This is a genomic window from Acutalibacter sp. JLR.KK004 (genome assembly GCF_036941085.1).
Taxonomy (GTDB): domain Bacteria; phylum Bacillota; class Clostridia; order Oscillospirales; family Acutalibacteraceae; genus Acutalibacter.
Genome location: NZ_JAYMNQ010000002.1, coordinates 397,978 through 424,703, shown reverse-complemented (window position 1 = coordinate 424,703; position 26,726 = coordinate 397,978). Strand labels below are relative to the sequence as shown.

Sequence of the window (26,726 nt, the reverse complement as noted above, 5' to 3'; positions counted from 1 at the left end):
GTCCCGGCGCTTTCCCGTATTGCTTTAAGTATAGCATGTTACTGGCGGCAAGGCAATTCTTCCTTGGGGAAAAGAATATAGATACTGCCCCGCCTAAGAGGCGGGGCAGTATCTATATTACAGCGGCCTTTAAGCGGCCCTTTGAGAAACCATCCTGGCCGCGCCCTATTGGATATACAGCCGGGATCCTGTAGGGGTTAAGTTTCCGGAAGGCTCTTTTCGGAGGGTTTCCTCCTCAAAGAACACAAAGCACTCCAGCCGGAGCGGGGTAAGCTTTGGGACGATATAGTACAGGCGGCTTACAATCTTGCTGTCATCCTCAAAAACATCATATTGGACGGCAGGATACATGCTCCAGTCCTCCTGGGCAGACTCGTCCTCCAGCCAGACGGCTATCTGCTCCCTGAGCTGCTCCTGTGTAACCTCCCTGGCCGCAGGCGGCTCTCCGGGGTGCAGGGCCGTGTGGAAGGCATGGATCAATTCCAGCGCGGCAGAGCCGCCCATATAGTCCAGCAGCAGAAGCAGCGGCGGGCCGGAGGGACAGTATACCCCGTTTTCCAAATCCGCATAGGAATGGGGATCTATATGGAGGATCTGGGACATGGCCTGCTTGGTAGCATGGCGGGCAAGCCGCGTGCTGCGCATACGGGAACTTATAAACTCTCTGGCAAAAATAGTATCCATATGCATTTGAGTTACCTCCTAGGATATATAGTAATAAAATATTACCATTAAAGGATGTTTACCGCTAGGAGGTACACCTACATTTTTGGAAAAATATGGGTTTTTCTGCCGGCAATAAAGGCAAGCCGGCTGTCATGGCTGCCTCTTTAAGCGCATACACTGTAGGGAATGCCCAGATTAACCGGGAAGAGAGGAATCACATTTATGCTGCAGACAAACCAGGAAGCCATCCATTTTTTCGTCGATTCCACAGGCCCCAAGGCCGGCGGCTTTTACCTGTCCAACTTCGGGCACCTGAAGCACCGGGCAGTCCTCAGCGGCTGGCCCCACAGCGTACAGCAGGAGATTTTTGAAAACCTGCGCAGGCAGGCCCGACAGCAGGGCACTCCCTGTGAATTGGTGTTCCACCCGCTGGACAACACTATCCAGGGAATCCTGCTGCCCCAGCTTTCCACCGGGGCCTTTGGATTTGACCCAGACTCCCCCTTTGTGCGGGGGGCGGAGGCCCTGCGGCCCCAGGGGGATCTTGCCGCCTACCGGGAGGCCATGAAGGAGGCCCGGGCCGCTTTCCAGGAAGCCCGGGCCGTACATAACAGCCAGGAGCGCATTTATCTGGAACACATGGATTTTTCCGCCGCCGACAGCCTGGGAGACGCTTTGGTGCGGCGGCTGCTGGGCCACAAAAGCGGCACCCGCCCTGGCAGGGAATTCCACCGCTTTTTCGGGGCGGCCACAGCGGAGGGGAATCTGGATCATATCCCCCAGGTGACAGCGGGCCTTGACTGCCGCATCTTTGTCAAGGGCCGTCCGGGCACCGGGAAGTCTACCCTGCTGAAAAAGGTGTGCGCCGCAGCCCTGCGCCGGGGCTGCGATGTGGAAATCTATCACTGCGCCCTGGACGCAGACAGCCTGGACTTAATCGCCGTGCGGGAGCTGGGTTTCTGCCTGCTGGACAGCACCCCGCCCCACGAGTATTTCCCCGCCCGGGAGGGGGATGAGATTCTGGATATGTATGCCCGCTGCGTGGTGCCTGGCACAGACGAAGCCCATGCCGGGGAACTGAACAAGCTGGAGGGGGAATATAAAGCGCTGGTGCAGACAGCCACCGGGCACCTGAAAGAAGCCCTGGAGGCCCTGAACCGCCTGTATGAAAGCGCGCCCAAGCCTGATCCGGAAGCGGTGGAAGCAGAACAGGCCCGCCTTTCCGCCGAGCTTTTTGCATAGGCAACGCAACGCTGCATCTAAGAACCTGTATTCACAACCTGTAACCGCTGTTTAAGCGGTCTTTTGGGAGCCGCTCTATGGAAAATTTCTTGCGGAGGCGCAAACGGTAGCCTTGATTGATCCCCAAAATTCTCGCTCATCCGGCAATTTCGATTATGAATACAGGTTCTAAGGCGCAAAAAGCCCCTTGGCTGCTTAGGCCAAGGGGCTTTCGCTTTCTGTCAGTCTGGATACCGGGTTACATAGCGCACAGTGCTGCCGAATTTTTCCAAATCTTTCTTTTCAATCCTGCGATCCCACTCGATTTTGCAGGAGCTGAAGTCCCGGTTCACTTCCACTACCTTCACATAATCCGGGCCTTTTTCTATCACAATCATGGAGTGCACCGCGTATGTCAGGCGGATGTGATCTCCCACCCGCAGCTTGTCAAAATCCTGGAAGGTGCGCACAGGCGCGTCTTTGCCGAAAAGCTGGTCGCTTATCATGCTGGCAAAGCCCAGGCATTGGATGGCAGGCTGATTGGAAACAAAAACCTGGCCAGACTTCCCTGTATAGGAGTTGCACCAGCTTGCCCCTGTCCAGTGGCTGCAGGGCGTGGAGGTGACGGCCTCCCAGGAAGCCGGGACGCCCTTGTGGTTCCAATATTTTCCATGGGGGAATTTCTGCCGCAGGGCCGCAAGCTTGGCCAGCAGGGCGTCCTCCAGGGTGAAATCCTGCTGGAGGGCGGCGCCGTCCTGGCCGATGTAGATTTCTACAGGCCCTGCCTCCACATACCCGTCCTTGGCGGCAGAAGCCTGATAAACCCCGGGGTCAAGGCCATAAATCCCATATTCCCCCCGGCTGTCTGTACGGGCTGTGCGCCGGGCGCCGCTTTCCCCGGTAAGGGTGACAACAGCCCCTGACAGCACTTTGCCAGAATCCTCCTGGACTGTGCCGTACACGCCGCCCCGGACAGGCAGTTCTGTCTCTCTGGGTTCGTAATAGTTTTGGATAAGCTGGGCAAGCTCCGCCCGGATGCAGCGGCCCTGGGGATCCAGCACGGCCCCGCCCCGTCCGGAAAGCACCCCCTCCTGCACCGCCCAGGCAATGCCTTCCTCTGCCCAGGAGCTGATGGAGGCCCTGTCTATGAAGCTGTTTAAACAATTGAGGTTCAAAGAGGGGATTTCCCCCTTGTATGCTTTGAAGCGGCTGAAAAGCACCGCGGCCTGCTCCCTGGTAAGCGTCCCCTCCGGGTCGAAGGCATCATCCCCTATGCCTTCAGACACCCCTTCGGCATATGCCCAGGATACGGCCTCTAAAGCCCAGTGCCCCTCCATATCTGTGAAAGGCAGCGGTTCTGCCCCCTCCGGCAGGGCTGGCTTTCCCTCCATATTGTACAGCACCTGCACAAGCTGCGCCCGGGTAACTGTGTTTTGGGGGCGGAAGGCTGTTTCCGTCTCCCCCCGCATATAGCCGTTTTCTTTTACAAACAGCACCGGCTGGGCAAACCAGTCCTCTTCCCGCACGTCTGTAAACCCGGCGAAAGGCTCCGGTTCAGGAACCTTGGGGGCGAATTTAATCAAGATATAGGCGGAAGCCGGGGTGTTTACCATAGGGCCAATATGGTTCCTGCCCTCCGCATTCTGCCACACCTTGTTTTCCCCAGGGGAGTCCCCCCAGAAAATCATCATGTGGTTGTCATAGTCGTTCCCAGTGAATTTGTCTGTCCAGAACCGCAGCACCAAGTCCCCTTTTTCGCACTTGCCATCTTTCAGCATGGCAGACTGGCTTTCGTAAACATGGGCCACCAGCTTGCCATACTGTATCCAGCTTAGGTAATTGCTGGCCTTGGCAAGCTCGTTATAGGGGCGGCTGCTGTTCCAGCGGCCGGCAGAGGGGCTTTTGCGGATATCCCGGATGGCGGCGGCTGCGTCCAGCCCACACTTTCGCAGCACATAGGAGACAAACCCGGCGCAGTTCATGCCAATGGATCCATTATAAGAGGGGTCGCCCTTGGGGGACTGCCAGTCCCCGCTCTTTTGGGGCGTGCCCAGGTAATAATTGTCCTTCTCGTGGGCGGAAAGCTCTGCCAGCAGCATTTCCCGGGTGACGCCGTATTTATCCAGGTAATCGGTGCCTCCGGCGCACCGGGCGCGCACGGTTTCAATGGGGATTTTCACATCCACGCCGGGCTTTTCCACCCCTTCCTCCAGGGAAGCCTCCGCCCCCTGCCCTGTAACCGGCAGGCTGAAAGCCAGCAGGCACAGGGCCAAAAGCCCTGATAACAGCCTCTTTTTCATAATATTCCTCAAACCCCTTCACAAAAAATTCATTTATATACATTTTATCAGTATCCTTTTTAAAATGCAAGGGCTTTTTCTATTCGGGGGGAACCCTCAAAACCTCCCGAACACGAATTTCCCTGATTCGCTTAAATCAGACGCTGTCCAGGCCCGGGTGGCGGGGGTGCCGGGCTTTAAGGCGGCGGAGGTTTCATCTTTATCGCATAAAGACCAGTTTGCCCAGCTTATGCCCCGCTTCTGGAGGAAGTCCAGCCACTCCCCGGCCTCCTTCAGGAACACCCCGCCGCTGCCGTCTGCCCGGCTTACGCCCCACTCGCTGATGAAAACGGGCAGGCCTTTTGCCAACACCTGATCGATGCGGTCCCGCAGCTCCTTGCCATGGGTGCCCGCATAAAAATGCAGGGTGTACATGAGGTTTTCCCCTTCCAGGGGATCCTGGACCGCCAGGTGGATGTCCTGGCTCCAGGTGCTGCTGCCGATAAGGATAATGCCTTTGCTGTGCTGGCGGATGGCCTTTACCACCCGCTGGGCATAGGGCTTGATGTCCTTGCCCCAGGCGGCGCCGCCGTTTGGTTCGTTGCAGATCTCATAGATCACCTCCGGCCTGTCCTGGTAGCGCCGGGCCATTTCCGAGAAGAAGGCCTCGGCTTCCTTTACGTGGGACATGGGGTTGCCGTCGGAGAGGATGTGCCAGTCGATTATCACATACATGTCCTGAGCGATAGCCGCGTCTATGGACTCTATGGCCTTCTTTTTCATGGCTTCCGGCTGGCTGAGATACCCGTTTTCCCCGGTATACATGGCAACCCGGAACAGGTTTGCCCCAAAGGCGGTCGTGTTTTTCACAGCCTGCTTTCCGGCAAACTGCCCATACCACTGGAGGCCATGGGTGCTCATGCCATGGAGGGCCACTGGCTTGCCCTGTTCATTGCAAAGCTGGGCGCCTTTCACCTGAAGCCAGCCGTTTTCCGAAGCCCCGCCCTGGATGGTTTCCACAGGGCCGCTAGGGATATCCGGGGCCGGAGGCAGGACGCCATCTGTCTTTTTCAGCGCCCGCTGGATGATAATGCATGCCTCCGCCCGGGTTAAGGAGCCTAAGGGGCGGAAGGTGCCGGAAGGATCGCCAATGATAACGCCTGCGGCATAGGCCCCCAGGGTGGTTTCATAATACCTGCCGTTTAGCTCGGAAAAGTCCGCTATTTTCTGGGACTCTGTGTTGTAATCCCCCCGCGCGTCAGGCAGCAGCGCCCGCATAAGGGCCTTTACCGCCAACTGCCGGGAGATGGGCTTGTCAAAAAGCGCCCCGGTGGGCGGGCACTCGTCCCAGTCTATCCAGCTTCTGTCCAGAGCCGCCTGCACCCAGCCTGCGGCCCAGTGGCCTGTTTGGCCGGCACCCTCCTGTGCCCCTGCGCACCGTCCTACAATGGCAAGGAATTCCCCGGCGGAAACAGTGTTTTCCGGGCGGAACCGGCCGTCGGGATATCCCAACAGATATCCCTGGGCAGTCATCTCCGTAACAGCGTTTTCGTACCAGTCCCCTGGCTTTACGTCGGAAAAAGCCCCGGCAGGCAATGGCACCCCCAGCAGCAGTATTGCCGCCAAAAGCCCCCAAAGCTTTCGTGAAATCCGTTTCATCACAGCCCCGCCTTTCCTGCATAAGAATTTATATTCATAATAGCACAGGGCTGAGGGGTTTGTAAATGGTTTTGCCGTCTAAAAAAGAAGCCGCAGGGCACAGGGCCATGCGGCGGTTTTTTATACATAGTAGGGATTAGGCTTGAAGAGCAGGGCGATAAAATCTATCAGGATTCCGACTACAGCCAAACCGAAGGTGAATAAATACAGCACGCCCATGCCGGTTTTCCCCTCATAAAACTTGTGGGCGCCAATGCCTCCCAAGAAAAAGCACAGCAACAAAGCCACCCACTTGTTCCGGGCCCTGGTCTGCATGTAGGCGTTCATGGTGTTTATGTTTTCGTTGGTATTGTTGATGACGATATTGGGCATGGCCTGGGCCTGGGCCATTTCCTCCACCTGCCTGCCGCACAGGGTGCAGATCACCGCGTCTGCCGGAATGCGGCCGCCGCAGTGTTTGCAGAATTTCTGCGCCGGGGGCTCCGGAGGCCAGGGCTGCATGTTCTGTTCCATATCCATATTGTTCCCTCCTTCATGTTTCTTATTTGTAAGTATATCATAGGGGGCACAGTTTCGTCAAATTAAAATAAGTAGTAATAATAATTAAATATCCAAAACAGAACCGGACAAAAATCCTGGAAAAAAACCTTGACATTTCCTTTGGCGCTGTGTATCATTAAAAGCAGACAGTTTATAATTGCATAGGCATAAAGGCTGTGACGAAGACGGCGGGGGCGCTTTCCCTTCAGAGAGCTGGCGGCAGGTGCGAGCCAGCGGGGGCAACCATGCGCCAATCCCTTCCGAGCCGGAAATCCGAAGCCCTCAGAGGTGGTAGGCGTTTCCCGCGTGTGCTGCGTTAGTGCATAGGGCTTGCTGGAGCCTGACGAGGCGGCGCGAAAGCGCAATATGAGTGGTACCGCGGACTTTGACTTTGAGTCCGTCTCATAGAAGGACATACTTCTTCTGTGAGGCGGGCTTTTTTATTGTATCTACAGGAATATTGAAAGGGGCAGAAAACATGGAGAAAACAGATTTGAAAGCACAGCTTGCGGAGGTGGCCCAGCGCATCCGCACCATGCGGGAAATTACCGGCCTTTCCGAGGAGGAAATGGCAAAATGCACAGGCACCTCCAAGGAGGAATACCAGCAGTGCGAGCAGGGGGAGCGGGACTTCAGCTTTACCTTTATTTACAAATGCGCCCAGCGCTTTGCGGTGGATCCCACAGATCTGATTAAAGGCGCAAGCCCCACCCTATCCTCCTATACCGTTTCCCGCAAAGGGGACGGCCTTCCCATCGCCCGGCGGCAGGGATTCAAGTATCTGAACAAAGCGCCCTTGTTTAAAAACAAGACCGCCGAGCCGTTCTTTGTCACCATGCCTTACTCTGAGGCGGAGCAGAAGGTTGCCATCAAGCTTTCCACCCATGTGGGACAGGAATTCGACATTGTGGTAAAAGGCTCCATGAAAATGCAGGTGGGCAGCCACATTGAAATCCTCCACGAGGGGGACACCATCTATTACAACTCCGCCACCCCCCATGGCATGATAGCCACTGGCGGGGCAGAGTGCCAGATTTATGCCCTGGTGCTGAAAGGCCCGGAGGGGTTTGCCCCGGAGCAGGATCGCTTCCAGCGGCTGATTGACGCGAAAATCGCCCGGCAGAACCGGGAGACCGTGTCCGACGCCTTTGTTCACACAGAGCTGGACGAAAACGGCATCCTCAAGGGCATCCACTTTACGGATGAGGAGAAGTTTAACTTTGCCTTTGACGTGGTGGACGCCATTGCCCAAAAAAGCCCGGACAAGCTCGCCATGCTCCACCTGTCCAGGGACAAGACAGAAAGGCGCTTTACCTTTGGGGACATCAGCCGGTGGTCAAACAAAACAGCCAACTATCTGGAATCCCTGGGCATCAAGCGGGGGGACAGGGTGCTGGTGGTGTTAAAGCGGCATTACCAGTTCTGGTTCGTCATCACCGCCCTGCACAAGATGGGGGCTGTGGTGATACCCGCCACCAACCTTTTGATGGAGCACGACTTTGATTACCGCTTTAAGGCCGCGGGGGTGAAGGCCATCCTCTGCACAGCCGACGGGCAGGTGGCCGAGGAGGCGGACCGCGCCGCCCAAAGCTGCGGAGTGGATATCAGGATTATGGTGGGGGAGAACCGCCTGGGCTGGCATGATTTCGACAAAGAGGCAGAAGCTTTCCCCGACACCTACGAGAGGAGGCCACAGGCGCCTGCCGGCAGCGACCCCATGCTGATGTTCTTCACCTCCGGCACCACAGGGTATCCCAAAATTGCGGAGCACAGCTATAAATATGCCCTGGGGCACTTCATCACCGCCAAATACTGGCACAACGTGAATCCCGACGGCCTGCACTTCACCATCTCCGACACAGGCTGGGGCAAGGCTTTGTGGGGGAAATACTACGGGCAGTGGATGAATGAGGCCGCCATTTTCACCTATGATTTTGACAAGTTTGACGCCCACGATATCCTGCCCATGTTCGCAAAATACCACATCACCACCTTCTGCGCGCCTCCCACCATGTACCGCTTCTTTATCAAGGAGGATTTGTCCCAATACGACCTGTCCTCCATCGAGTATTCCACCACCGCCGGGGAGGCCCTGAACCCGGAGGTATACGAGCAGTGGAAGCGGGCCACCGGGCTTTCCCTGATGGAGGGCTTTGGCCAGACGGAAACCACCCTGTCTATCTACAACCCTGTGGGCACTGTGCCGAAAACCGGCTCTATGGGCGTGCCCAGCCCCTTATATGACGTGGACATCGTCCTGCCCGACGGCACCCCGGCCCCTGTGGGCGAGACAGGGGAAATCGTTATCCGTACAGACAAGGCTGTGCCCTGCGGCCTGTTCATGGGGTATTACGGCGACGAGGAAAACACAAAGGAAGCCTGGCACGACAATATGTACCACACCGGGGACACAGCCTGGCGGGACGAGGACGGCTTTTACTGGTATGTGGGGCGCACAGACGACGTGATAAAGTCCAGCGGCTACCGCATCGGGCCTTTTGAGATTGAGAGCGTGATTATGGAGCTGCCCTATGTGCTGGAGTGCGCTGTTACCAGCGCGCCGGATCCTGTCCGGGGCCAGGTGGTAAAAGCCTTTGTGGTGCTGACAAAGGGCACTGAGGGGACGGAAGAACTGAAGAAGGAAATACAGGGATATGTGAAAAAGCACACCGCGCCTTATAAGTATCCCCGCATTGTAGAGTTTAGGGAGGATTTGCCTAAGACCATCAGCGGCAAAATCCGGCGGGTGGAGCTGAAAGGCTAAGGCAGCGCGGCGCTGTACCCATGGCTACGGGGGCGCCGCCCCCGCGCCCCCGCAAACCTTTTTAGAAAAAAGGTTTGATCTAAAAACCAATTTCTTATGAAAGGGAAAGCTTTGACAGGCGCATCTCGGCAGGCGAGAAGAAGCCCCACGGCCTTGCAGCGGGCCTTGCCCCAAGCCAAAGAGGATTGACCAGAGGGCGGCGGTGTGCTAGAATATAGCTATACGCATCTATGCGGGAAGCAAGATGCAGGCAGTACGAAAAATACAAAAGAAAGGAGCGGTACAGGGCACAGAAGTCTGTTTTTCCATGGCTTTTGTGCGGCTTCTGTATCGCACGGCGATTTTTATGATGGGCATTGAAAGACTTTCTTACCATTTCGAGCCGGAAAAGGGCTGGATAAACGATCCCAACGGGCTTTGCTGGTTTAAGGGGGAGTATCACGCTTTTTTCCAGCACAACCCCCATGCCCCCAAGTGGGACACCATGCACTGGGGCCATGCTGTCAGCAAGGACTTGCTGCACTGGCAGGAACTGCCCATTGCCCTGTACCCGGACATGCCTTATGAAAACGGGGACGGCTGCTTTTCCGGCTCTGCCCTGGAAAAGGACGGGGACTTGTACCTGATGTATACCGCTGTTTCCAAGGATCTGGGCCAGACCCAGTGCATTGCCATAAGCCATGACGGCAGGCACTTTGAGAAATATGCGGGGAACCCGGTGATTGCCCAAAGCCCGGTTGATCCCGCAAGCCGGGACTTCCGGGATCCTAAAATCTTCCCCTATGGGGACGGCTACCGCATGGTGTGCGGCGCGGGGGCAGACGGCCTTGGTAGTGTGCTGCTGTATAAATCGGCCGATTTGCTGCACTGGGAGTATATTGGCCCCATTTTCCAGAGCCGGGACTATGGGCCTGTGCCGGAGTGCCCGGATCTTTTCCCCTTAGGGGACAAGTGGGTGCTGCTGTTCTCCCGCATGGACAAGAGCCGGGCTTCCCAGTTTGTTGTGGGCAGCTTTGACGGGGAAACCTTCACCCCGGAAAGCTTCCAAATCCCGGAAAAAGGCCCGGACTTCTACGCCGGGCAGACCTTCCTGGACGAAAAGGGCAGGCGCATCCTCATCGCCTGGATGCATAGCTGGGAGCGGGAAGTGCCGGCAGGCGCTGTGCGGGCAGGCGCCCTCACGATTCCGCGGGAAATTTCCCTGGCAGGGGGCAAAGTGTGCACCTATCCGGTGGAGGAAGCCCGGCACCTGCTGCGGGACGCCGCGCCCCTCCTGAGTCAGGAGGGGGAGGAAGCTGCCCTTGTCCAGGGTGAACAGGTAATGCTGTCCCTGCCCCGATCCCAGGTACGGGAGGCGGTCTTTTTGCAGGACGGCCATGCCCGGGAGGTATTTATAAACCGCGGGGAATTCTCCTGCACGTTCTACGCGGAGGAATAAAGCTGTGGCGGATTTATTCCTGATGGTGGGCCTGCCAGGTGCGGGCAAAACTACTTATGCTCAAAAGCTGGCAAAGGAAACCGGGGCAGTGCGCTTCACTCCGGACGAATGGCACCTCTTCCTGTTTGGGGACGACTTCCACCAGGTAGAGCAGGAGATCCATGACAGCCGCCACAACCGGGTGGAGGATTTGATGTGGAAGGTGGGGCAGGATCTGCTGCAAAAGGGCGTAAGCGTGATTCTGGATTTCGGCTTCTGGGTGGAGGAACAGCGTGAGGAAAAGCGCCTGGAGGCCGCGGCCCTGGGGGCGGAAACAAAGGTGTGCTTTTTGGACACGCCTTTAGAGGAGCTGCTGCGCCGTTTGGAGCGCCGCGCCGCCCAGAACCGGGACGACGTGTTTTCCACCATCACAGAGGAGGATATGCAGGCATGGGCCGGGCTGTTCGAACCGCCTGTAAACCCCTGGAGGCATATTCGCTCATCCTGAAAACAGAAAACCAGCCTTCCGGCAATCCGGCAGGCTGGTTTTTTTGTCTTTAAAGAAGCGAAACGCGGGTTTTCAAAGGGTGATAACCCTTTGGCAGCTTCTTAAGGGCACTGCATGCCGGCAGGCGAGGCCCAGCGCCTTAATGCCGGTCGTAGTCCCGGCGGGGGCGGCGGTCACGGTCGGGGCGATCCCGGCGGGGCGGGCGGGACTCGGAGATGTCGTTCTCCGGCACAGCGCCGTCCAGGTCGATGAGGGCGTCCCGGCGGGAAAGGTTCAGCCGGCCCTTATCGTCAATTTCCAGCACCTTCACCTTTACCACGTCGCCTACATTTACCACGTCTGTCACTTTCTCTGTGCGCTTGATGTCCAGGCGGGAAATGTGTACCAGGCCTTCCTTGCCCGGGGCAATCTCTACGAAAGCGCCGAAGTCCATCAGGCGGGTGACCCGGCCGTTATAGTAGGAGCCAGGCTCCGGGTCGTTTACAATGGTGTCCACAATGTCTAAAGCGCGGCGGCACTTTTCAATGTCAATGCCGGTGATGAACACATGGCCGTCCTCTTCCACGTCCATGGTGATTTCGCACTCAGCGCAGATTTTCTGGATAACCTTGCCGCCGGTGCCGATAACCTCCCGGATTTTGTCTACGGGAATCTGGGTGGAGAGCATTTTGGGGGCGTACCTGGAAAGCTCGGGCCGCACCTCGGGAATGGCCTTGAGCATGATTTCGTCGATGATATAGTTGCGGGCCTTGTGGGTTTTCTCCAGGGCCTCTTTCACCATCTCCGGGGTCAGGCCGGAAATCTTCAGATCCATCTGGATGGCGGTGATGCCCTTCTTGGTGCCGCCCACCTTAAAGTCCATGTCGCCAAAGAAATCCTCAATGCCCTGGATGTCCACCATGGTCATCCAGCGGTCGCCTTCGGTGATAAGGCCGCAGGAAATGCCTGCTACCGGGGCTTTAATGGGCACGCCCGCGTCCATCAGGGCCAGGGTGGAGCCGCAGATGGAAGCCTGAGAGGTGGAGCCGTTAGAGCTTAAGACCTCAGACACCAGGCGGATGGTATAGGGGAACTCCTCCATGGAAGGGATGACAGGCACCAAGGCCCGCTCGGCCAAAGCGCCATGGCCCACCTCCCGGCGGCCCGGGCCGCGGCTGGGCCGGGTTTCGCCTACGGAATAAGAGGGGAAATTATAGTGGTGGATATACCGCTTGGACTCTTCCTCGTCAATGCCGTCCAAAAGCTGGTTGTCCCGGATGGAGCCTAAGGTGGCGACTGTCAGCACCTGGGTCTGGCCTCGGGTGAACATGCCGGAGCCATGGGTGCGGGGCAAAAGGGACACTTCGGCAGCCAGAGGCCGCATGTCATCCATGCCCCGGCCGTCTACCCGCTTCTGCTCGTCCAAAAGCCAGCGGCGCACCACGATTTTCTGGGTCAAATACAGGCACTCGTCAATTTTCCCTTCCTGTTCCGGATACTCCGGATCAAAGCGCTCATGTACCTTTTCATATACAGGCTTTAAGCGGGCATCCCGGACAGTTTTATCGTCGGTATCCAGGGCGGCGCGGACATCCTCCTGGGCAAAGGCCAGGATGGCGTCTATCATCTCCTTTTCCGGCTTGTTGCTGGGATAGGAGAACTTTTCCTTGCCGATTTCCGCCACAATGCCGTTGATAAACTGGATGATTTTCTGGTTCTCCGCATGGCCTGCCATAATGCCATTGTACATGTCCTCATCGCTTACCTCATTGGCCCCGGCCTCAATCATGGCAATGCGCTCGCTGGTGGAGGCCACAGTGACCGCCATCTGGCTTGCTTTGCGCTGGGCGGCAGTGGGGTTCATAATAAACTCGCCGTCAATAAGGCCTACGGACACGCCGGAGATGGGGCCGTTCCAGGGGATGTCGGAAATAGAGAGGGCAATGGAGGTGCCCACCATAGCGGCAATCTCCGGGGAGTTGTCCTGCTCCACAGACATGACGGTGCAGACGATGGAAACATCATTGCGCATATCCTTGGGGAACAGGGGGCGGATGGGGCGGTCGATCATGCGGCAGACCAGGATGGCCTTGTCAGAGGGGCGGCCCTCCCGCTTTAAGAAGGAACCGGGAATTTTGCCTACGGAATAGAGCTTTTCCTCAAAGTCTACGGAAAGGGGGAAGAAGTCGATGCCGTCCCGGGGCTTTGCGGAAGCAGTAGCGGCTACATGCACCACTGTGTCGCCATAGCGCACCAAGCACTCGCCATTTGCAAGCTGGCCCATTTTTCCGGTCTCCACAACCAGGGGGCGGCCCGCAAAGGTCGTCTCATATACCTTGAAATTTTCAAACATGTTCAGTTTTCCTTTCTCCCTGTTTTTGGGGATCTTCTTCGCGGCGGCCCTGTTTTATAACCAAACATGCCGAAAGCCCCGGCCTGTTTGGTTGTAAAACAGGGGATGTCCGCCTAAAAAGAGTAAAAGGCTGCGCTTGCAGGCTGTGTTATAGCTAACGCGGTGCGCAAAAGTGGATTCCCTCTTTTGCACCGGACGGCAAAGCCGCCGAGCGTTAAAAATCGGCCTGTACCGATTTTAACGTGCGTTACCTATAGCCCGCAGGCGGCAGCCTTTGGCTCCTGTTGTACAGTTTTGGCAGGTTTTTTACTTACGGATGCCCAGTTCGGCAATGATGGCGCGGTAGCGCTCAATGTCGATCTTGGTCAGGTAGTTTAAAAGGCTGCGGCGCTGGCCAACCATCTTCAGCAGGCCCCGGCGGGAGTGATGATCCTTCTTGTTCACCCGCAGGTGCTCGGTGAGATCATTGATGCGCTTTGTCAGCACAGCCACCTGCACTTCGGGAGAGCCGGTGTCGCCCTCGTGGCGGGCATACTTCTGGATAATTTCGGTTTTCTCTGCCTTTGTCATAAAAAATCACCTTTCTGCGGCGTTTTGCCGCGCTCATTTTTTCGCCCATTGTTTAGAACTTTGCGCAGGCGCAAAGCCGCACAGCGTTTTCCAGAAATGCCGACCGCATTCTAAATCACGCTTGCCCACAGGCAGGGCCGGTGTTTCCCGTGTCCGAGGGCAGGGCATCTCATATATTTTAGCACAGCCCCGCAGGTTTGTAAAGTGGAAAAAACAGCGGGGGAGTGTCCGAACACGCAGTTTATATCTACGGCGCTTACCCATGTGGCTTTGCGTCTCGCCCGCCGGCTCGGGGAGGAAACGCTGGCACATGGCGTTTGCGTTTCGCCATATGGCAGCCCTCGCCCCCTAAAAACCCCATAGCAACGCTAACGCGCAGTGTTTTGCGTAAAGCTGACTTTGAAGAAGGTGGTGCATTCGTTACACGAATGCATGAAACTTTTGTGGTTCCCCGCTTTTTAAAATGCTTGTTTTGAACGCCCCAGGCAAAAGCAAAACAGCGGGCCTTCAGCGGCCCGCTGTTTTAAGCCTGTCAATTGTAGTCTGATGCAGCCCCTTCCGACTCGCCCGCCCAGGAACGGTTCCCTTCTTCTAACTCCTTATAAAGGCTTCCGCACAGGGTTTCCTCCAGGAGCGTCCGGTTTATCCCGCGCAGATCCGCCAGTATCACCTCGCCTGTAGCGGCGTCCACCAGATCCATCCGGCTGAAAGAGGATAGCACCCCGCCATAGCTGTCCAAATCCCACTCCGGATACTCTACGATGAAGTGCAGGTGGGCATAGTCGTCGTCCTCATAATTAGACTGCCCGCTCTCTTCCCGCCAGAAAAGTCCGCTGCCGCTGTTATATACGGCAAGATCCTCCAGGGCGCCGCTTCTCTCGTTATAGGCGCTGTCATCCTGTACGTCGCAGGCGTATACAGTCTGGGCCAGCTCATCGCCGATATAGCACTGCAAGGCCCAGTCCTGCACCCATGGCAGCCGATCCGGTCTGACGCACAGGCTTATCCAGCTCACGCGCTGGTCTGCGAACAGTATGTCCTCCGTCACCCCCTGCACATATATCCCCTCCTGCAGCTCGGGGTGGTGCAGGATATAAGGGGACATCTCCGCATCCGGCTTTACAAGCCCCTGTTTCTCATAATTCACGCTGGGGGCGGCAGTGCCCTCCGCCAGATCCAGGGTGAATTCCGCTGCCACCGGGTTCACCAAATCCCCGGCTGGAATGCCAGCAGAATCCATCGCAAACTTTACTTCTTCCGGATCGAAATAGTACAGGGTGAGCACCAGGCTCTGCCGCTTTTCCGGCGAAAGGTTCACGCGCAGCTTCATCCTCTGGTAACCGGAAAGCCGATCCGCTTCGTAGGCGGCCCGCTGCGTTGCAGAATCGTCCCAGATATTCTGGCTGGCAAGCACAGTGCCGTCTTCCCCGCTTACCACCGCGTACATGCCATAAGGCTTCTGCGGGACAGGGCCTCCGTGATACCGGGCAGGAGGCAGCAGGCTGTAGCCGCAATATCCCAGGAAGGGCACGTTGAGGGTGGCGGTAAGCTCTGCAGGGGTGTAGGACATCTGGGTAATCTCCACCTTATTGTCCGCCTGCAGGGCTTCCAGTTCCAAGGCCCCGCTTCTGTCCGCTTCCACTGTAAAGTCCCCTTGAAAGGCATCCTCCAGGATAGCCATGGACTGGCCGCCCTCCCTCATTTCCGGCGCGATAACGCCTGCATAGAAGAGCTGCGGGAGGTTCAGGGAAACGGAAAAAACATCCGCGTCCCTGGCCCCCTGAGGGACTTCCAGCACCCAGTTCCCTGTATACCTGGCAAAGGCCTGGACGCCCTCTTCTGCCAGAACCCTGTCCTCAGTCTCCTCATAGTGCAGGGCCAGAGCGCTGTTTGTTTCCGCATATTGCAGATAGGCAGGGTCTCTTGTTTCCATAACGCTTTCCACTTTCTGCCCGTTGATGGAAATGCTGCTCCACTGATAGCCTGCCGCCTTATCGTCAAACTCCTCTCCGGGATAGTATTCCTGAAATATTTCAGCCGCCACATCCCTGTAAGCGTCTGTAAGGAAAAACAGCACCGGAGGGATATAGCCGTAAGGCATGTCGCTGGGCTGAGACAGGGTTTGCAATTGGGACTCCAGCGCCAGCAGGGACATGTGGAGATACAGCTTTTCCCCGTCGCTCCAGGCATTTTCCACAGTCAATTCCTCTAGAATATCGCCCTGGCAGGACAGGGTCACTGGCTCAAATTCTGGCATAGCCAGCTTTCCCTCCGCCACTAGGGGAACCGGCAGCTCCGGGGTGTCGGGGGTTTCCTCCGGCTTTGCGCCGTTCATAGCTTTAAAGAGCATCCCCACCCCGGGCAAGCTTTCCGTAAGCTGGGGATACACGCTGTTGGCCCCCAGCAGGGAAACCCCGAAAACCACCAGCAGCACCGCCACAGTGGCAAGACTTTTCATGGCAGACCGGAAGGGGTAGTGCCGCACAGGCATATCCCGGGGCAGCTCGGCATACACCCGGCGCATGGCCTTGGAGAAAGATTCCGGCGGGACTTCCATCTCCAGCTCTTTTGCCAAAAACCCGCAGAACTCCGGATCCCGCCGATAGCCCTGTCGGACAGCTTTTTCCCGCCTGGGCGCCGGAGGGGTGAACCGCTTCCCTCTATTTTTCATAGCTGACCGCCCTCCTTTCCTGCTCCCGCATTTCGTAAGCTTCCTTGAAGCGCCTGCGCCCATGTACCAGCCGCTGCTTTACGGCCCCCTCGCTGATGCCCAAAAGCTTGGCCACATCCCGCACCGAAAGGTCGTTTAAGTAGTACAGCGTCAAAATCAGCCGGTCGTTTTCCCCCAGGGCCGCCAGGCTTTCCCGCACGTCCAGGGCGGCGTCCCTGTCCTCCTCATAGCCTGTTTCCGGCAAAAGCTCCAGGGAAACAATGCCCCGCTGATCCCGCAGCAGATCATAGCAGCAGTTGATAACCACCCGGGTTATCCATGTTTTAAAATACCGGGGCTGGCGCAAATCCCCGATTTTATAAAAAGCCCTGCACACCGCTTCCTGCACTGCGTCCTCCACATCGTCCTCTCTGTGCAGGATTGCCTTCGCTGTGCGGTACATAGCCAGCTCGTTTTCCCGCATCAGGGTTAAAAAGGCGTCCTTGTCCCCGTTCTGTGCCTTTTTCACCATGCGCTCTGACATACTTCCTCACCCCACTCCAATTGCCTGCTTAGGCCCTCTTTTCATCTATTAGACGGGCCTTCGGCCTGTTTGGTTAGGCGCTTTTCAAAAATTTTTTAAAAAAATACAATATGTAGGGCAGAGGATTCCCTTGCCCGCCCTCCATTGAAGCATGTTTTCCCGGCTTTGTCAAGGAAGGCTTGATAATGGGGAGTGTCCGAACACGCAGCATATATCTACGGTGCATACCTATGGGGCTTTGCCCCATATCCCACAACCCCTTTTAAAAGAACCAGACCAATTACTCCCTTATCATAAAAAAAGCGCAGAAGGTAAAGCGCGAATCTATGGCAGGCCAATACTGGTGTGCGCTGTCTGTCTGCTTTATCCACAAAAGTTTCAAAGCATATCAAGGCTCAGTTCATAAGTGTAAATTCAGGCTGCTATCTTGTAGAAATGCCTGTAAACTGGGGCTTTTTGAGGTAATAATTTTGATTTACTTGAAAACTCTGGCATTTAAAATAAGCCCTAGGCACAGCCTGCCTGTTTGGGGAATAGAATAGGGAAGAACCATCACAAGGAGGTTTTTCCATGGCGATTCGGATTTTCATCGATCAAGGCCACAACCCCCAGGGTATCAACGCCGGGGCGGAGGGCAATGGCCTGCGGGAGCAGGATGTTACTTACCAGGTAGGCATGTATCTGCGGGAGCTTTTGGAGGAGGATCCGCGCTTTGCGGTGCGGGTTTCCCGCCACACGCCCAATGAGATACTGGGCACCAGCAACGCCACCAGCCTGCGGGCGCGGGTGCAGATGGCAAATTCCTGGCCGGCAGATTATTTCCTCAGCATCCACTGCAACGCAAATTCCAACCCCGCCATCAACGGCAGCGAGGCCTATGTCTATCAGGCCAACACCCAGCCTTACTGGCTGGGCCAGCACATCCTCATCGGCATCACCCAGCAGACCGGCACCCGGGACAACGGCGTGCGCCTGAACCCCTCCCTGTACGTCCTGCGGAAAACCACCATGCCCGCCGTGCTGGTGGAGCTGGGGTATCTGACAAACCAGGCGGATGCCCAGCGCCTGAAAAATGACCAGTGGGGGTTCGCCCAGGGCATTTATTACGGCCTGCTCAGCTATTTCGGCTTCCGCGCGCTGTAAGGGCCTGCCTGGGCAAATGAATTCTCATCCCCTTGCTCCGCAGAGGCAATCCAAAGGGCAGGGCGCCGCCAGAAGGCGCCCTGCCCTTTATAGTTTGCGCCATAAAGCCAGCTTTATAGTAAACGCACTTGAGAATCGGTATATACGCTTTTCAAGCCGGGTGGCTGCGCCACCTGGTTCAAAAGAGGTATTCTGCCTCCTTTGAACCGCGTTAACTATAAATTTATTTTTCCCCGCCCTTGACTTTCCCCCTGCAAAGCTGTATACTGTCTACAATGGGCAAACAAAAAGCGCCTAAAAACCGAAAAATGTATTTTGCAGGAGGACAGTTATGCCGCAACTCATGGACGCGCTGGTAAAACCCGCAGCAGGGCCGGGCCTGGAGCTTCGCCAGGTGCCTGTGCCTGAACCGGGGCCGGGAGAAGTGCTTATCAAGGTTCACAAAACCGCTATCTGCGGAACGGACGTACATATCTACAACTGGGATCCCTGGGCAAGGGAGCATATCAAGCCGCCCATGGTTATCGGCCACGAGTATGTGGGCGAGGTGGCAAAGCTGGGCGCCGGGGTTTCGGGCCTGCATGTAGGCCAGCGGGTCAGCGGCGAAGGGCACATCACCTGCGGGCGCTGCCGCAACTGCCACACAGGGAACATCCAGTGGTGCTGGGACACCAAAGGCGTGGGGGTAGACCGGGACGGCGCTTTTGCCGAATATGTATGCATCCCCCAGAGCAATGTCATTATCATTGACGAGAGCCTCAACGAGGAAGTGGTGGCTTTCTTCGACGCGTTCGGCAACGCCACCCACACCGCCCTTATGTGGGATCTGGTGGGGGAGGACGTGCTCATCACCGGGGCCGGGCCTATCGGCATTATCGCTGTGGGCATCTGCAAATACGCTGGGGCGCGCCGGGTGGTGATCACCGACGTAAACGACTACCGCCTGGACTTGGCCCGGAAAATGGGCGCGGATGCGGCGGTCAACGTGAAGGATGAAGATCTGGCAGGGGTTATGCACAAGCAGGGGCTGGTGGAAGGCTTTGACATTGGCCTGGAAATGAGCGGCAACGGCGCTGCCCTAACCCAGATGATCTCTGTCATGCGCAACGGCGGCAAAATAAGCCTTCTGGGCATTTCCAATGAGCCTGTGCCCATGGACATGAACGGTATCATCTGCAAAGGCCTCACCCTCCAGGGCATTTACGGACGGAAGATGGACAACTGGCACCAGATGTCCTACATGGTCCAGGGCGGCCTGGACTTGACCCCCGTCATCACCCACCGCTTCCATTACAAGGACTTTGAGGAGGGCTTTGCCGCCATGAACAGCGGCAAGTCCGGGAAGGTCATTCTAGACTGGGCCGGCTGATTTGATTGGGGATTCCATCCCCAAACCCCTGCCCGAGACAATTTTTGAAAAAATTTTCTCTGGACTCTTTAAAAACTTTTGCGTTTTGCTTCATCAGGCAAGGCTATAATTTTAGAGTATCGAAAGTAAGTAGTTTTCGGATCGAACCCTTTTTTAAAAGGGTTCGTGGGGTGTGGGGTGAGCGTCTGCCAGCGGCAGACAAGTCGCGAACCGACCGAGCCGGCAGGCGAGAAAAGCCCCATGACCTTCAAAAGGAGTGTATGAGCATGAAACAGGCACTGAACAAATATATAGAAGAACTGGAAGCCATCAAAGAGGCGGGCACCTGGAAGGGGGAGCGGGTGATCACCACCCCCCAGAAGTCCCGCATCGACACCACCGAGACAAAGGGTGTGGTGAACATGTGCGCCAATAATTACCTGGGCCTTTCCAACAATCCGGATCTGATTGCCGCCGCCAAGGAAAGCTATGACAAGTGGGGCTTCGGCCTCTCCTCTGTGCGGTTTATCTGCGGCACTCAGAGCGTCCACAAGGAGCTGGAGCGGAAGCTGGCAGAGTTCCTCTCCATGGATGATGTAATTCTCTATTCCTCCTGCTTCGACGCCAACGGCGGGCTTTTTGAAACCCTGCTGGGGCCGGAGGACGCGGTCATTTCCGACGAGCTGAACCACGCCTCCATCATCGACGGCGTGCGGCTGTGCAAGGCCAAGCGCTACCGCTATAAAAACAACAATATGGAAGACCTGCGCGCCCAGTTGGAGGCCGCCAAAGAGGCCGGGGCAAAGGTAATGCTCATTGCCACAGACGGCGTGTTCTCCATGGACGGGTATATTGCCAATTTGCGGGGCATCTGCGACCTGGCAGAGGAATTCGGCGCCCTGGTGATGGTGGATGACAGCCACGCCGCCGGGTTCATGGGTGACAAGGGCCGGGGCACCCCGGAATACTGCGGCGTGCAGGAGCGGGTGGATATCATCACCGGCACCTTTGGCAAGGCCCTGGGCGGGGCCTCCGGCGGGTTCACCGCCGCCCGCCAGCCCATTGTAGACCTGCTCCGCCAGCGCAGCCGCCCCTACCTGTTCTCCAACACATTGGCTCCCGCCGTCTGCGCCGCCAGCGTCAAGACCCTGGAGCTGCTCACAGCCTCCACAGCCCTGCGGGACAAGGTTCATGAGAACACCGCCTATTTCCGGGCAGAGCTTGGAAAGTTGGGCTTCGACGTGCTCCCCGGCACCCATCCCATCGTGCCCGTCATGCTGTACGATGCCAAAACAGCCGCCGAGTTTGCCGCCCGGATGCTGGAGAAGGGCGTATACGTGGTGGGCTTCAGCTATCCTGTGGTGCCCCAGGGCAAGGCCCGCATCCGCACCCAGGTTTCCGCCGGGCATACCAAGGAAGACTTAGACTTCGCCGTATCCTGCTTCAAGCAGGTCAAAGAGGAAATGGGGCTGTAAGAAGCCGCTCTCTTTTGGGGGTTAGATAAAAAAAGCGCCGCCGCAGAACTTCTGCGGCGGCGCTTTTTTTAGGTTTTATACAATGGACAGCCGTTCTGCCTCCAGGCACAGCCCGGTTTTTTCGTCGGCGGAAAAGAGCGCGCAGTCCATGCGGCAGGGGCCTTTTGCCAGCTCGAACCGGGTGGGCATTTTGGTAACAAACTTCTGAATGCTGATTTCCGGCTTCACCCCCAGCACCGAATGGATAGGCCCTGTCATGCCCGCGTCGGTAATATAGCCGGTGCTGTGGGGCAGGATACATTCGTCAGCAGTCTGCACATGGGTGTGGGTGCCGAAAAGGGCCGTCACCTTGCCGTCCGCGAAAAATCCCATGGCCCGCTTTTCCCCTGTGGCCTCCGCGTGGAAATCCACCACGCACAGCCGGGGGAAATCCGGGGCTTTCAGCAGGGATTCCAGGGTTTCAAAAGGGCAGCGCTGGCTTTCCAGATACAGGGTGCCAATCAGGTTTATCACTGCCACCTGGACGCGGCCCATGTCCACCACGCACATGCCCTTGCCCGGGGCGGCGGGGGGGAGGTTAGCCGGGCGCAGCAGGGTGGGCACCTCCTCGTAAAGGTCATAGGATTCTCTGCGGCGGAAGCTGTGGTTCCCTGTGGTAATCACATCCACGCCGCTGTCAAACAGGTGCTGGATGGACGAGCGGGTAACGCCGTTGCCGTCGGCGGAGTTTTCGCCGTTGCAGATGACCAGATCCAGCCCCTTCAGCCGTTTCAGCCCAGGAAGCTTCTCCCGCAAAAACTGGCACCCCACCGTGCCCACCACGTCTCCGATACACAGGATATTGACCATACAGGCTCCTTTCTGCCTTGCCGCGCCCGGGGATAAAGTTCGTGGGGGTTCCGCCCCCACACCCCCGCCGCTTTTTGAAAAAAGCGGGCAAAAACTTCATGGTGGTTCCCCGGCAGGGCTTTAAGCCCTGCCGGGGAACCACAACGAAAGTTTCGTCCACCTTTTCAAAGGTGGCAGGGTTTGGGACAGAGTCCCAAGGTCTTAGGCCCGGACGCGGCAGGGAAGCGTGCTATTTGGCGTAGTCCACCGCCCGGCTCTCCCGGATCATGTTCACCTTAATCTGGCCGGGATAGTCCAGCTCTGCCTCTATCTTCTGGCAGATTTCCCGTGCCAAAAGGGTCATCTTCTCGTCGCTTACCACCTCAGGCTTAATCATGATGCGCACTTCCCGGCCTGCCTGTATGGCATAGCAGTTCTCCACGCCTTCAAAGGAGGAAGCAAGCTCTTCCAGCTTCTCCAGGCGCTTGATGTAGTTTTCCAGGTTCTCCCGGCGGGCGCCCGGCCTTGCGGCGGAAATAGCGTCTGCCGCCTGGACAATGCAGGCCACAATGGTCTTGGCCTCCACATCCCCGTGATGGGCGGCGATGGCATGCACAACCGCCTCGCTCTCCCGGTATTTCCTGGCGCAGTCCACGCCAATCTGCACGTGGCTGCCCTCCACCTCGTGATCCAGGGCCTTTCCAATGTCGTGCAGCAGGCCCGCCCGCTTTGCCACTGTGGGGTTCAGCCCCAGCTCAGAGGCTATCATGCCGGAAAGGAAGGCTACCTCCAGGGAGTGGTTCAAAACGTTCTGCCCATAGCTTGTGCGGTACCGCAGCCGGCCCAGAAGCTTCACCAGCTCGTGGTGCACGCCGTTTACGCCCACCTCCAGCACAGCCCGTTCGCCCTCGGACTTAATGGTGTTCTCCACCTCCCGCCGGGCCTTTTCCACTGTCTCCTCAATGCGGGTGGGATGAATGCGCCCATCGGAAATCAGCTTCTCCAGGGCAATGCGCGCCACTTCCCGGCGCACCGGCTCAAAGCTTGACAGGGTGATGGCCTCCGGGGTGTCGTCGATAATGAGATCCACCCCTGTCAGGGTTTCAATGGCCCGGATGTTCCGGCCTTCCCGGCCGATAATGCGGCCCTTCATCTCGTCGTTGGGCAGGGGCACCACGCTGATGGCGGCTTCAGAAACCTGATCCGCCGCGCAGCGCTGGATAGCCAGGGCAATAATCTCCCTTGCCGCCTTGTCGCTGTCCTCTTTCACCTGCTGCTCATACTCCCGGATTTTCATAGCCTTTTCGTGGACCAGCTCGTTTTCCAGGTTCTTCAGCAGATATTCCTTGGCCTGCTCCTGGGAGAAGGAGGAGATTTTCTCCAGCATGTCAAACTGGCTCTTCTTCACGCTCTCCGCTTCCCGCAGGCGTTCCTCTGCCTTTTTGTTCTTTTCGGCAGCCTGTTCCTCTTTCCTGTCCACGCTTTCCAGCTTGCGCTCCAGGCTTTCCTCTTTTTGCAGAATCCGGCGTTCCTGGTGCTGGATTTCCTTGCGGCGATCCGCCAGCTCTTTTTCAGACTCGTTCCTCAGCCGGTGTATCTCGTCCTTGCCTTCCAGCACAATCTCCTTTTTCCTGGCCTCTGCCGTTTTCACGGCCTCGCCCACAATGCGCTTGGCCTCCTGCTCAGCGGAGCCAATCGCGGCCTCCGCCTTGGACTTGCGGTAGTATACGCCGAAGAAAAACGCGATACCGCCTGCCGCGGCAGCAGCCGCCAGAATGAGGACGATACACAGCCATACTGCCATCCCGTTCAACCGGGCACCTCCTTTGTACGATTTTTTTACGGAACCTTAGTTTTGCGAAAGAAAGAAATGTAACCCAGCCGGGGAAGAAAAAATCCGCCCCCCGGCAAATGCATGGTGGCGGTAAAAACGTTCATCATATATCATTGTTTTATTTCAGCTTTTTATGGCAGGCCGCCCCGGCCTTGCAAAACGATACAAAATACGCCGCCAAACGCAAAAGGGCATACAGGGCCTTTTGACTGCGGAATATTAAAGGGCCTGCATTCACAACCTGCAACCATCGCCTGCGCGGCTTTTTTAAGAGCCGTCCTGTGTTGATTTTTTGCAAGGCCGCAGCCTTTCTGCGAAAATATGCCTTGATTGGCTCTGAAAATCCCCGCCCATCCGGCGGTTCCAAATTATGAATACAAGTTCTAAAACCCAGGGCAAACGCTGCCTGAACTATGAAATAAGCAAAAAATATATAAAGCACCAAGTGCATCTCAAGGTATATTGTATCTCGGGGACAGTGGCTTTGTCAAGGTGCTGGGGGCTATTCTTTTCCAAAAAGGAAAAATTATCCGGAAAAAATTTTTGTTCCCCGCGTTTCCTGCCTTGACAAACCCATTTCCGGGTGCTATGATACAGGCAGCAATTTTATACAAATGCGTTGATAAGGACGCGCAGGCTTCTGCAAAAGAGTTTGCCGCCAAAAGAGAGCGGGCGCCATGGGCTGAAAGCGCTTGCAGCGGAGCAGGGCTTCCCTGCCAGAGGTTTGCGTACCGCCTTGGAGCATCTGCCGACCCCGGCTGGGAATTTCCCGCCGGCTAAGGACAGACGGATGGCACCGTTACGGCTATAATGAAGGAAGCGCGGCTTTTGCGCTTTGAATCCGGGTGGAACCGCGGGCCGCTTCAAAAAACTGACGTGAAGCATGCCTGCCCCAGAATTTTTGCTGGGGCGGGCATTTTTTATTTTGCCTGCCCCCGGCAAGGAAGGAGCACACCTATGGTAAAGATTGATTTGAAAGGGCAAGTAAAGGAATTTGAAAATGGCGTGACAGCCGCAGAGGTGGCAAAGTCCATTGGCATGGGGCTGTATAAGTCTGCCTGCTGCGCCCGGGTAAACGGGCAGGCCTGCGACCTGCGCACCCCCATTGAGGCAGACTGCCAGATGGAAATCCTCACCTTTGACAGCGAGGAAGGCAAAAAGGCGTATTGGCACACCGCCTCCCACATTATGGCCCAGGCAGTGTGCAGGCTGTATCCCGGCACAAAGTTTGCCATCGGCCCTGCCATTGACAATGGTTTCTATTACGATTTTGACATGGAAAATCCCCTGTCCCTGGACGACCTGCCGAAAATCGAGGAAGAAATCAAGAAGATCATCAAAGAGAACATCCCCTTGGAGCGGTTTGAGCTTGCGCCGGGCGCAGCCAAGGAGAAGATGGCCGGACAGCCCTATAAGCAGGAGCTGATTGACGAGCACGCGGGCAACGGGGAAAACATCAGCTTCTACAGCCAGGATGATTTCACCGACCTGTGCGCCGGCCCCCACCTTATGAGCACCGGCATGGTGAAGGCCGTAAAGCTGACAGCCATCACAGGGGCCTACTGGCGGGGGGACGCCACCAAGAAGATGCTCACCCGTGTGTACGGCATTGCCTTCCCCAAGCAGTCCCAGCTTGACGAACACCTGCAAATGCTGGAGGAGGCCAAAAAGCGGGATCACCGGAAGCTTGGCAAAGAGCTGGGCCTGTTTATGCTTAGGGACGAAGGCCCAGGCTTCCCCTTCTTCCTGCCAAAGGGCATGGTGCTGAAAAACACCCTGATGGAGTATTGGCGGGAAGTCCACAAGAAGTACCGTTATGTGGAAATCTCCACCCCTATTATGCTGAACCGCCAGCTATGGGAGCGTTCCGGCCACTGGGATCATTATAAAGACAACATGTACACCACTGTAATTGACGAGGCAGACTTTGCCATTAAGCCCATGAACTGCCCCGGCGGCATGCTGGTATATGCCAGCGAGCCTCATTCCTACCGGGATCTGCCCCTGCGGGTGGGGGAAATCGGCCTTGTCCACCGGCATGAACTGTCCGGCGCGCTCCATGGCCTGTTCCGGGTGCGGTGCTTTAACCAGGATGACGCCCACGTATTTATGACCCGGGAGCAGATGCAGGACATCATCCAGGAGACAGTGCGGCTGTTCGACGAGGTGTATTCCACCTTTGGCCTCACCTACACCATCGAGCTTTCCACCATGCCGGAGGATCACATCGGCACTGTGGAGGAGTGGGAGAAGAACCAGGACATTCTGAAGGAAGCCATCACAGCCATGGGCAAGGAGTTCGTGATAAACGAAGGGGACGGCGCCTTCTATGGCCCGAAGCTGGATTTCCACATTGCCGACTCCTTAGGGCGCACCTGGCAGTGCGGCACCATCCAGTTGGACAGCCAGCTGCCCGAGCGGTTCGAGCTGGAGTATGTGGGGGTGGACGGGGAGCGCCACCGCCCTGTGATGATCCACCGGGTGGTGCTGGGTTCCTTTGAGCGCTTCCTCGGCGTCATCACCGAGCACTTCGCCGGGGCCTTCCCCCTGTGGCTGTCCCCTGTGCAGGCGGTTATCCTGCCCATCGCAGAGCGCCATCACGAATACGCCAAGGCCCTGCAAAAGCAGATGGAGGAGGCTGGGCTGCGGGTAGAGTGCGACCTGCGCAGCGAAAAGACCGGGTATAAAATCCGGGAAGCCCAACTGAAAAAGACCCCCTACATGCTGGTGGTAGGCGACAAGGAGCAGGAGGCCCAGGAGGTTTCTGTGCGCCACCGGAAGGACGGCGACCTGGGAGCCATCTCTGTGCAGGCCTTTATCGAAAAGGCAAAGGCGGAGATTGAAAGCAAGGAAATAAAGTAACCTCCGCATATAGCCGGACAGGACAAAACGCGGAGTTTTTCGGTCAAGCCTTTTTTCAAAAAGGCTTGTGGGGGCTTGGGGTGAGC

At 56.9% G+C, this 26,726-nt stretch carries 18 protein-coding genes; 8 read left to right on the top strand and 10 right to left on the bottom strand.

Annotation, left to right across the window (positions count from 1 at the left end; translation table 11 throughout):
* Positions 1-165: 165 nt before the first annotated feature.
* Entirely contained in the window at positions 166-690 is a 525-nt protein-coding gene (locus VSQ30_RS16505; RefSeq protein ID WP_334465582.1) for a hypothetical protein, read from the bottom strand.
* Positions 691-888: 198 nt separating this feature from the next.
* Here VSQ30_RS16505 and VSQ30_RS16500 point away from each other — a divergent pair, with 198 nt between their 5' ends.
* Positions 889-1,908 carry a hypothetical protein gene (locus tag VSQ30_RS16500; protein ID WP_334465580.1) on the top strand — a complete coding sequence of 340 codons (1,020 nt, stop codon included), beginning with the start codon at positions 889-891 and terminating at the stop codon, positions 1,906-1,908.
* A gap of 221 nt (positions 1,909-2,129) precedes the next feature.
* Here the strand turns inward: VSQ30_RS16500 and VSQ30_RS16495 are convergent, their stop codons facing one another.
* The 3 genes from VSQ30_RS16495 to VSQ30_RS16485 form a co-directional block, all read right to left on the bottom strand.
* On the bottom strand, positions 2,130-4,187 hold the full coding sequence (locus VSQ30_RS16495) for an S-layer homology domain-containing protein (RefSeq protein ID WP_334465577.1): 2,058 nt from the start codon (positions 4,185-4,187) through the stop codon (positions 2,130-2,132).
* A gap of 96 nt (positions 4,188-4,283) precedes the next feature.
* Positions 4,284-5,825: a cellulase family glycosylhydrolase gene (locus VSQ30_RS16490; protein WP_334465574.1), complete on the bottom strand. Its 1,542-nt coding sequence runs from the start codon at positions 5,823-5,825 to the stop codon at positions 4,284-4,286.
* Between the two features lie 120 nt (positions 5,826-5,945).
* The gene (locus VSQ30_RS16485; RefSeq protein WP_334465571.1) at positions 5,946-6,344 is read right to left on the bottom strand and encodes a TM2 domain-containing protein; all 399 of its coding nucleotides are present in this window, start codon (positions 6,342-6,344) and stop codon (positions 5,946-5,948) included.
* A gap of 499 nt (positions 6,345-6,843) precedes the next feature.
* Between VSQ30_RS16485 and VSQ30_RS16480 the strand changes: the two genes are divergently transcribed.
* The 3 genes from VSQ30_RS16480 to VSQ30_RS16470 all read left to right on the top strand — a co-directional run bounded on the left by VSQ30_RS16480 (position 6,844) and on the right by VSQ30_RS16470 (position 11,054).
* Entirely contained in the window at positions 6,844-9,129 is a 2,286-nt protein-coding gene (locus tag VSQ30_RS16480) for an AMP-binding protein (protein ID WP_334465569.1), read from the top strand.
* Positions 9,130-9,436: 307 nt separating this feature from the next.
* Positions 9,437-10,567: a glycoside hydrolase family 32 protein gene (locus VSQ30_RS16475; protein ID WP_334465567.1), complete on the top strand. Its 1,131-nt coding sequence runs from the start codon at positions 9,437-9,439 to the stop codon at positions 10,565-10,567.
* A gap of 4 nt (positions 10,568-10,571) precedes the next feature.
* On the top strand, positions 10,572-11,054 hold the full coding sequence (locus VSQ30_RS16470; RefSeq protein WP_334465565.1) for a P-loop nucleotide/nucleoside kinase family protein: 483 nt from the start codon (positions 10,572-10,574) through the stop codon (positions 11,052-11,054).
* A gap of 139 nt (positions 11,055-11,193) precedes the next feature.
* Here the strand turns inward: VSQ30_RS16470 and VSQ30_RS16465 are convergent, their stop codons facing one another.
* The 4 genes from VSQ30_RS16465 to VSQ30_RS16450 form a co-directional block, all read right to left on the bottom strand.
* Positions 11,194-13,386 (bottom strand): polyribonucleotide nucleotidyltransferase, encoded by a 2,193-nt coding sequence (locus VSQ30_RS16465; RefSeq protein ID WP_334465562.1) that lies wholly within the window; start codon positions 13,384-13,386, stop codon positions 11,194-11,196.
* 306 nt (positions 13,387-13,692) lie between these two features.
* Positions 13,693-13,956, bottom strand: a complete 264-nt coding sequence (gene rpsO, locus VSQ30_RS16460; protein ID WP_160642842.1) for a 30S ribosomal protein S15 — start codon at positions 13,954-13,956, stop codon at positions 13,693-13,695.
* 532 nt (positions 13,957-14,488) lie between these two features.
* Positions 14,489-16,627 carry a hypothetical protein gene (locus VSQ30_RS16455; protein ID WP_334465559.1) on the bottom strand — a complete coding sequence of 713 codons (2,139 nt, stop codon included), beginning with the start codon at positions 16,625-16,627 and terminating at the stop codon, positions 14,489-14,491.
* Entirely contained in the window at positions 16,617-17,150 is a 534-nt protein-coding gene (locus VSQ30_RS16450; RefSeq protein WP_160642846.1) for a sigma-70 family RNA polymerase sigma factor, read from the bottom strand. The genes VSQ30_RS16455 and VSQ30_RS16450 overlap by 11 nt, the downstream gene beginning before the upstream one ends.
* Positions 17,151-17,720: 570 nt before the next feature.
* Between VSQ30_RS16450 and VSQ30_RS16445 the strand changes: the two genes are divergently transcribed.
* From VSQ30_RS16445 to VSQ30_RS16435, 3 genes are all read left to right on the top strand, one after another.
* Entirely contained in the window at positions 17,721-18,293 is a 573-nt protein-coding gene (locus VSQ30_RS16445; protein WP_334465558.1) for an N-acetylmuramoyl-L-alanine amidase family protein, read from the top strand.
* A 331-nt stretch (positions 18,294-18,624) separates the two neighbouring features.
* Positions 18,625-19,662: an L-threonine 3-dehydrogenase gene (gene tdh / locus VSQ30_RS16440; RefSeq protein WP_334465556.1), complete on the top strand. Its 1,038-nt coding sequence runs from the start codon at positions 18,625-18,627 to the stop codon at positions 19,660-19,662.
* A 266-nt stretch (positions 19,663-19,928) separates the two neighbouring features.
* Complete coding sequence (locus VSQ30_RS16435) at positions 19,929-21,116, top strand: glycine C-acetyltransferase (protein ID WP_502876301.1); 1,188 nt, start codon at positions 19,929-19,931, stop codon at positions 21,114-21,116.
* A gap of 75 nt (positions 21,117-21,191) precedes the next feature.
* On the opposite strand, the gene VSQ30_RS16430 is transcribed toward VSQ30_RS16435, so the two are convergent.
* A complete protein-coding gene (locus VSQ30_RS16430) occupies positions 21,192-21,965 on the bottom strand; it encodes a TIGR00282 family metallophosphoesterase (RefSeq protein WP_334465553.1) in 774 nt (257 codons plus the stop codon).
* Between the two features lie 229 nt (positions 21,966-22,194).
* A complete protein-coding gene (gene rny / locus VSQ30_RS16425) occupies positions 22,195-23,748 on the bottom strand; it encodes a ribonuclease Y (RefSeq protein ID WP_334466075.1) in 1,554 nt (517 codons plus the stop codon).
* Positions 23,749-24,735: 987 nt separating this feature from the next.
* Here rny and thrS point away from each other — a divergent pair.
* Positions 24,736-26,640, top strand: a complete 1,905-nt coding sequence (gene thrS / locus VSQ30_RS16420) for a threonine--tRNA ligase (protein ID WP_334465550.1) — start codon at positions 24,736-24,738, stop codon at positions 26,638-26,640.
* Positions 26,641-26,726: the final 86 nt, after the last annotated feature.